Below are 6,882 nucleotides of genomic sequence, written 5' to 3'. Positions count from 1 at the left end.
AGCGCGGCCGGTGCCGCCATCTCATCGGGCACCGTCAGCCGCACCGACTGGCCCAGGCATGCCTGCGTCACGGCCTGCGCCGCGTCGGTGACCGACCACAGGCCATCCCGCACCGCGGGCTGCGCCCGCACCACACGGGTGGCCTCGGCCAGCACGTTGAAATCGTTCCAGACCGCGCGCCGTCGGCCCAGCAGCTCCAGCACAGTGGCAGCAGCCTCAGTCGCGATGGCGTCCTTGTCCAGGCTCGTGTCGGCCCGCTTCGGTGCCCGCTCGAGGATGCGACGCAACCGCTCCTGCAGTGCCTCCGGCGAGCCCAGGGCGGCGGCTGCTCGGGCCTGCCAGTCGATGACTCGTTCGTCCAGCGGCCGTGCTGCTTCCTTCTCCATCCGAGTGGCCAACGTCGCCTCCTGCGCGAGCCGGTACTGCTCGGTGCGAGGTGGCTCGTGGCCGTGCTTGGCGCGGTACTGAGCGACCATGTCGTTGTAGGAAGCCGTGATCGCGCGGCGTCGCTGGGAGAACAGCTCCACCAGGTCCGCACCCACGCCCGCGACCTCCCGCACCGGCACCTTCGCACCGGCGCGCGTCGTTGCCTCGAACTCCACACCCAGGCGCTGCACCAGCTGCTCCTCGACCAGCGCGTTGTACCGCTCGGACGCAGCGACGGTCAGAGCGAACAGCACCCGGGCATCCAGGCTGCGCCACTTGCCGTCGTGTCCCATCACCTTGGCCGAGACCGCCACGTGGGTGTGCAGGTTCGGGTCCCCTGCCCGGGAGTCCAGATGGTCGAAAGCCGCTGCCGTCAGGCCCTTGGTGTTGACCTGCTTCAACCCGCCCTTGCCGGTGCGGGTGACGGCAGCTTCTTGCTCGATCCAGGCCAGTGTCGCCTGCCACGCCTGGGCGTGCGCTTGGCTGACCTGCTCACGCGTTTCGGCGTCGGCAAGCCCCCACAATACCGACACCGACTTCGGTGGTGTGAACACCAGATCGAACCCCGAGACACCCTCCCGGTCGGTCCGCGTACGCCCAGCCAAGTACCGCGCCACCTCGGGCTCGCTGGGCTCGGCACCCTCGAGGTTCTGCCGCACGATCTCAGTGGCCACCTGCCACCGCAGCCGGTCGCGTTCCGCCCCAGCTCGCGGTGCTCGGTCGTTTTCCTCGGCGAAGGCAGCGAAGGCTCGGTCCAATGCCGTCAGGTACGGATCGTCCTCCCACGTACGCCGGCGATGAAACGGGCGCCCAAGCAGCTGCGCCTGGTTGTCTGGGTGATAGCCGGTGCCGAACAGGTTCAACATCTGATCCGCTGTCACGGTCCCGCCGACCCGCATCGCCTCCCGGCCGCTGCCCACCCACCGCCCGGGCGGGTTGCCGTGGGCGTTGTAGTAGGAGGTCAGCGACTCACCCTTGGGGCGGATCTCGTCACCACGCGCCACCTGCCGGGTCAGGTACTCATACCCGTTGCCCGAATGCAGTGCGTGGATCGTCATCATCACTACCCACCACGCACCCGCCCGTGTCAGCCACCTGATACCGATACGTGGCCCTCTCACAGAGGTGCAAGAGGTGTGTTGGGCACAGACGTCTCAAGAATCCTGAGCCGCCGTCGCGGAATGGGTGGCTCGGGCGCGGGCATCGGTGCTGCTGTTTGACGCGGCTGCGTGCAGTTGCGAGTTCGCGGTCGCGGCGCCGCTATGTTCCCCACATTCTGGGGTCGGTTGACGGGAGCCGCGAGTTGGATCCCTCAGTGGCAGGTTCCGGATGAAGGCGCTGGCCCGAGTGCCATTGCCGAACTCGAACTGCGCTGCAGTCGACGTGGGGACGATGCCAGTGGGTTTCCCGCAGCTGGATGTGCCGAGGAGTTCCGCCCATAGCGCGTGCACGCGATGGTGAGCGTCGCTAGGTTCCGGCCGCGCGGTCTGCTGATCCTCCAAGGGGTTGGTTCAGCCCCGGTGGGAAGTCAGGTCTGTACGTATCGACATCGCGTCGGCGCTGCCTCGGGCATGTGTGTAACGGGGCGTAGGGGAACGGATACGACACGAAGGGCAGGGCACCGTGGTAGCAGTAGTGCCGAAGATGGCAGCTAGGCAGCGAGCGAAGCAGCAGCGCATTCTGTTGGACGCCGAGCGCGAGAGGTGCGACGCTGAGCGGGAGCAAGCTGCAGCCGGCTACTTCGACCTCAGCGACAAGCGCGACGTGCTTCGCGAGAAGATCGCCGATGTCGAGGTGGAGATGAGCCTTCACGTCCGGACGTTGCTCGACCTGGGGGAGAAGCTGGGCCGGGTGGCGATCTTTCTCGACACGACCGCCGAGGAGGTGCGTCGCCTACGCGCTCTGGGTGACGCGCGCCCGTCAAGCGGCTCAGTAGATTCCGGATCGGGTCCGGCCGCGTGAAAGCACAGAAGCGGGTGACCGACGATCGCGTCCGTGAGCCAGCTGCGAGACCGGAACGGCAGCAGCGTGCCACGCTGCGGCTCGCGGCACCGGACCCATGCCGTACACGAGTACGGCTGCACCCATTGACGAACCCGGACGCCTGCTTGCCCAGTGTCGTACACGGCCGGGGCATGCGGCCTGGCAGCACCCCTCAGAGCTCTCGGGCTTAGCGGGACGGATCGCCGATCTGTAAATGGGTCTACACGGACGCCGCGAACTGAGGACTGGTCGATGTCAGTGGCTGGTGTGAGGTTTGGGCCGGAGAACAGGAGAATCCCGTGACGACCACGACCAACACCGTCGCCGAGCGGCTACGAGTTTGGGCGAGAGGGATCTACCCGGTCGAGGCCGGTGTCGAGCTACTGATCCGCCATGACAAGGCGATCTACGACGATGCTCCCTGGGTTCACGATGACGGCGAACGCGCGTGGCTCGACGTCGACGTGCTACTTGACGGCAGCGGCGCCTGGTCAGGTGGTGAGCAGCGGATCGTCCGGCTCGCCGCCTCGCTCATCGGCCAGGAGCGCGTCAACCTCTCCGACGACGTCACCGGCAACGACCGACGTACGACAGCCCTGGTGCTCGCTTCGATCGCTCACGCCAATGGGTCGCATCAGGACGGTGATGTCGTCTTTGACGATGCCGGTCGGCCGAGCACGGTCCGACTCGGATCGCTCTACCCGTGGCCATCTGAGTGACAGATGACCACGTTCGAGCCCCGAGCGTGGGATGAGGACAAGTGCCGATCGCCAACGGCCACGCCGCGCCGCAGGGCTTCACCGATGCCCGCCCGCCGATCACTGTGCACGCGCGGATCGCGTGGGAGACCGGTGACGAGGTGGTCGAGACCGAGGCCATCGCCTGGACCTCGCCTTGTGCTCCTCCGGCTGTGACCCCAGGCACCAGTTGCGCGGCGTCTGGCTCGACGTGGGCGACGTCGAACGCCTGGCGTCGCCGCTCTGAGGCTGACGATCGTCCGCGGCCAGCTCTAGTCGTTGATTGCCATGGTGCGACGGTCCGGCGAGGTACTGGTTGTCCGCTGCCCGCTACCTGTCCTGGCCCGCCTACTCCGACGCGTGAGGCAGTACCGCCACAACGGCTGCCCGTCGATGCGCCCTGTTCCGGCGAAGTTCGCTATGCGAAGTGGGTGCTTCGACGTCTAGCCTTGCTCTATGGCCGACCAGCAGCGAGCACGAACAGATCACGACTTGGTGGAGGCGTTTAAGGAACTGACTCTCATCGACTTGTCCGCGTTTGTGAAGCAGTTCGAGGACCCGTACGGCAAGGTCGAGTCGATAGTTCCAGAGTTCCGAACACTGGAAGACTCCGATCCTGTCGACCCCGATTCGGTCTTGGTGACGATCGACAAGGTCGGCGACAACAAGATCCGAGTGATCAGCGAGGTACGCAAACTCACGACTCTTGGCCTAATGGAGGCAAAGAATCTAGTCGAGGATGATCGGCCGGTTCTCCGCTTCGGGGGCCTGACGGCCGCTCGCCGTGCGGCGGATGCTCTTGAGGAGACCGGAGCGATCGTCTCGATCCAATCCGCCGACCCACAAGCTCTCACGACCGGCGAAGCCGCGATCGTTCCACCTTCGGACGGCGAAGCGGACCTCGAGACTTCGATTGCGGGCCGGATGAGAGGCGCGCTCCCTGCCGAAGTGATTGCGCGGATCGCTGGTGCGGAGGTGGAAGGGGGCTCTCACTCCACTCCCAGCGAGTTGCCTGGTTCCTCGCGCGGAACCGCGCAGCGCGTTGCGGGACTGGTCGATGTGATGGCCGCGTTCACCCGACTTTGGGACGAGTCGCTTCTTGCCGCATGGATGACGGCACCCAGCGTGTACCTCGACGGCGCAAGCCCCATAGACATGATTGTCGCGGGGCGTGCGAGCGTCGTCACTGCCCAGCTTGAAGACATTGCCTACGGGGGAGGGGCCTGATGCTGGTGTACCGCGTCGTTCCGGTGGCGCCCGGGGCACAACCGGGGACCCCTGGTCATCCCGAGTACACGCACAAGCCTCAGTCGCGAGGCCGACTCGACAACCCCAGCCACTACGACGTGCGCTACGTCTCTGCTACCGAGTCGGGCGCAGTAGGCGAAACGTTGGCAATACACCCCGAGTGGACGAAGCGCATCTTCGCCTTCAAGGCAGTACCAGGCGCAACGATGTCGCTTTGCACCTTCTTAGTCGACGATGGTTTGCGGCTGCTGGACATGGACGATGCTCACAACTTACTGGCCTTGGGGCTTCGGCCCACTCAAGTCGTTACCCTCGATCGCGCGGTGACCCAAAGCTGGGCCTTGCGGGCATGGGAGCAGCATGACCACACCGGGCGGAAGTGGCAGGGGATCAAGTGGTGGTCGAGGCACTCTGTCGAGTGGCCCGTCATGGGTCTGTGGAACGCCTCGATGGAGCTTGAGAGTGTGGTCCCGCTCGATCTGTCGCATCGGGCCGTCCGAGACGCCGCTCGTACCTTGACGAGAACCGTCACTCCGTAATTGCATTCAGGGTCTGTGGCGACGTTCGTCCGGTCAGGCAGTTCTGAAGGAAGTCCGGAGTTGTGGCGAGCTCCTCCGGTGCTTGTTGGGCGACAAACCGCTCTCATCAAGACGACGGGCAGCACCATGAGCACCTCGCGGCGGCTGTCCTCCATCAGGGGTGCTGACCCGATCTCGCGGGCGTCCTTCGCCTGCGAGCGCAGCACCACCGCGAGTTTGGCCGCTGAGAGTCGCCAGCAGCGGCGAGGACGACTGGATGCGCGAGTTTTCGTGAGCCGCTGGAGCTTCAGCAAGCGCTCGTAGAGCTCCTGGCCTGGCCGCGCCGATACTCGACTTTCAAGCGGCGGCGCTGCGACGCTTCCGATAGCGGGCTTCTTCCTCGTGGACAGGCACCGGCTCGAGAGGCTTCCGCAGGTAGCCGGCTGCGAGTCTGCGGTGCTCGAGGTTGTCGATCTTGACGTCGAACGTCTGTGGTGACTCTGGCATCGTCGGTGTCGGCTGGCGGGTGTGGGCGCGTGGGTGTTGGTGGCCCAAGGTGCGTCGGGTGGTTTGCTCACGGGCGCGCCTCGGGCAGGTCAGGTGCCGGCGATGGCGGGGGAGACGGTGACGACCGGGTCGCGCGTGGCCGGCGGGGTGACGCGTGGCCGCACAGGCGGGCCTGCTCGCGGCGGTTGCCGAGCATCAGGTAGTGCCGTGGGAACGCCATGCCCTGCTTGATCTCGACGTTGAGACGGCCGACAGGATCCGAGGCGCGTTCCATCCACGTGCGGCCGCACGAGCCGGAGCTGCTGACGGTAGGCGACTTCATCCTCGACGCCGTCCTGCGTCGGGTCGAGGAGACCGAGCGGGAGTACAACCAGGGTCTGGCCGTGGCCGCGAGTCAGTGCGGGCCGTGCGGGTCGGGGTCGGCCGCTGGGTCGCACTCTTTATGGCCGGCGCCGAGCTGCCGGCGCGGGTGCGGTGCCAGTGGCCCCCGCCCGGCGTCGGTGAGGGGTCGTGGTCGTGCGGTGTGGCCGTTCAGGTCGCTGAGCGCTCCCCCGACGCCTGCCGGCGGCCGCCGAGATGAACCTGCCCGGCGATGAGGTCGTCGAGGGTGACGCCGAAGTGGTCGGCCAGTTGGGCGGCTTCGCGCAGCTTCCACGGTGCGCGGTGTTGCATCTTCGCGCTGAACTGGGTGGTGCCGATCCCGATCAGGGTGGCCAGGTTGGCGTGGCTGATCTGCTGCGCGGCGGCTAAGCCTCGGACGGTGGCCGAGACGTGAGCGTCGACGTCGTTGTAAGTAGGAGCCATAGCGCGTCCATCATCGAACCGCGCCGTACGGAAAAGCAACGTCATCCCGCGGGATTCACGCACAGGTCCACGATCGGCAGCGGTGCGAGCCGGAAAAGCGGTTGACACAGTCGGAAAACCGTAGGACCATGCATCATGACTCTTCGTGGTGGGGATCGTTCGCCGCTGTATCAACTCGCGGATGTGTTGGTCCGTGGGGCTGTCGGGCAGTCCCTGCATGAGTGGATGCTCGCGGGACGGACGCGCGTTGAGCGGCTCTCCTGGCCGCGGATGTCTGCGGAGCTGGCGCGACTGACTGAAGGGCGAGTCGCCGCCACCACGGTCACCCTGCGGTCCTGGATGGCGGCTGATCTGCGGACCTCGCGGGAGGCGGCCGTCGGTGAGTCATCGAGGGTTGGGACGTCCACGGATGGGGTGCCCGGTGATGGCTGCTGATGGCCGGGTGGTGGCTGCCGGTGCTGGTCGACGTGCTCGCGCGGACGCCCGTACCCCCCTTGCCTGGATCGTCGCGGGCCCCTGCTCGAGCAGGAAGTCAACTTCGGCCACACCCCCTCTGACCTGCGGAAACGAGGTGGGGGCAAGGGGGTGTGAGGCACGTCATAGCAGCGCAGGGGTTCGGGCAAGGGGGTCCGGGCAAGGGGGTCCGGTCAGCGTTGAGG

At 66.6% G+C, this 6,882-nt stretch carries 7 protein-coding genes; 4 read left to right on the top strand and 3 right to left on the bottom strand.

The window, feature by feature from the left end; genetic code table 11:
- The coding region (gene mobF / locus ACOJSN_RS08825) for a MobF family relaxase (protein ID WP_420112127.1) at window positions 1-1,484 on the bottom strand (1,484 nt) is incomplete at its 3' end.
- A gap of 586 nt (window positions 1,485-2,070) precedes the next feature.
- Between mobF and ACOJSN_RS08820 the strand changes: the two genes are divergently transcribed.
- From ACOJSN_RS08820 to ACOJSN_RS08805, 4 genes are all read left to right on the top strand, one after another.
- Window positions 2,071-2,388: a hypothetical protein gene (locus ACOJSN_RS08820; RefSeq protein WP_420112126.1), complete on the top strand. Its 318-nt coding sequence runs from the start codon at window positions 2,071-2,073 to the stop codon at window positions 2,386-2,388.
- A gap of 320 nt (window positions 2,389-2,708) precedes the next feature.
- Entirely contained in the window at window positions 2,709-3,128 is a 420-nt protein-coding gene (locus tag ACOJSN_RS08815; protein ID WP_420112125.1) for a hypothetical protein, read from the top strand.
- Between the two features lie 474 nt (window positions 3,129-3,602).
- Entirely contained in the window at window positions 3,603-4,373 is a 771-nt protein-coding gene (locus ACOJSN_RS08810) for a ribosomal protein L7/L12 (protein ID WP_420112124.1), read from the top strand.
- Window positions 4,373-4,933, top strand: coding sequence for an RES domain-containing protein (locus ACOJSN_RS08805; protein ID WP_420112123.1), 561 nt, complete (start codon window positions 4,373-4,375; stop codon window positions 4,931-4,933). The genes ACOJSN_RS08810 and ACOJSN_RS08805 overlap by 1 nt, the downstream gene beginning before the upstream one ends.
- Window positions 4,934-5,269: 336 nt before the next feature.
- Here the strand turns inward: ACOJSN_RS08805 and ACOJSN_RS08800 are convergent, their stop codons facing one another.
- Window positions 5,270-5,419 (bottom strand): hypothetical protein, encoded by a 150-nt coding sequence (locus tag ACOJSN_RS08800; protein ID WP_420112122.1) that lies wholly within the window; start codon window positions 5,417-5,419, stop codon window positions 5,270-5,272.
- 531 nt (window positions 5,420-5,950) lie between these two features.
- On the bottom strand, window positions 5,951-6,286 hold the full coding sequence (locus ACOJSN_RS08795) for a helix-turn-helix domain-containing protein (RefSeq protein ID WP_420112121.1): 336 nt from the start codon (window positions 6,284-6,286) through the stop codon (window positions 5,951-5,953).
- Between the last annotated feature and the right edge of the window lie 596 nt (window positions 6,287-6,882).

Source organism: Pseudactinotalea sp., from assembly GCF_048594945.1.
Classification (GTDB): domain Bacteria; phylum Actinomycetota; class Actinomycetes; order Actinomycetales; family Beutenbergiaceae; genus Pseudactinotalea.
This window is presented reverse-complemented; position numbering and strand designations above follow the sequence as displayed.

Excerpts from the sequence above, each read along its gene's own strand:
- ACOJSN_RS08820 (WP_420112126.1), top strand. The coding sequence starts at position 2,071 with ATGGCAGCTAGGCAGCGAGCGAAGCAGCAGCGCATTCTGTTGGACGCC.
- ACOJSN_RS08810 (WP_420112124.1), top strand. The coding sequence starts at position 3,603 with ATGGCCGACCAGCAGCGAGCACGAACAGATCACGACTTGGTGGAGGCG.
- ACOJSN_RS08800 (WP_420112122.1), bottom strand. The coding sequence starts at position 5,419 with ATGCCAGAGTCACCACAGACGTTCGACGTCAAGATCGACAACCTCGAG.
- ACOJSN_RS08805 (WP_420112123.1), top strand. The coding sequence starts at position 4,373 with ATGCTGGTGTACCGCGTCGTTCCGGTGGCGCCCGGGGCACAACCGGGG.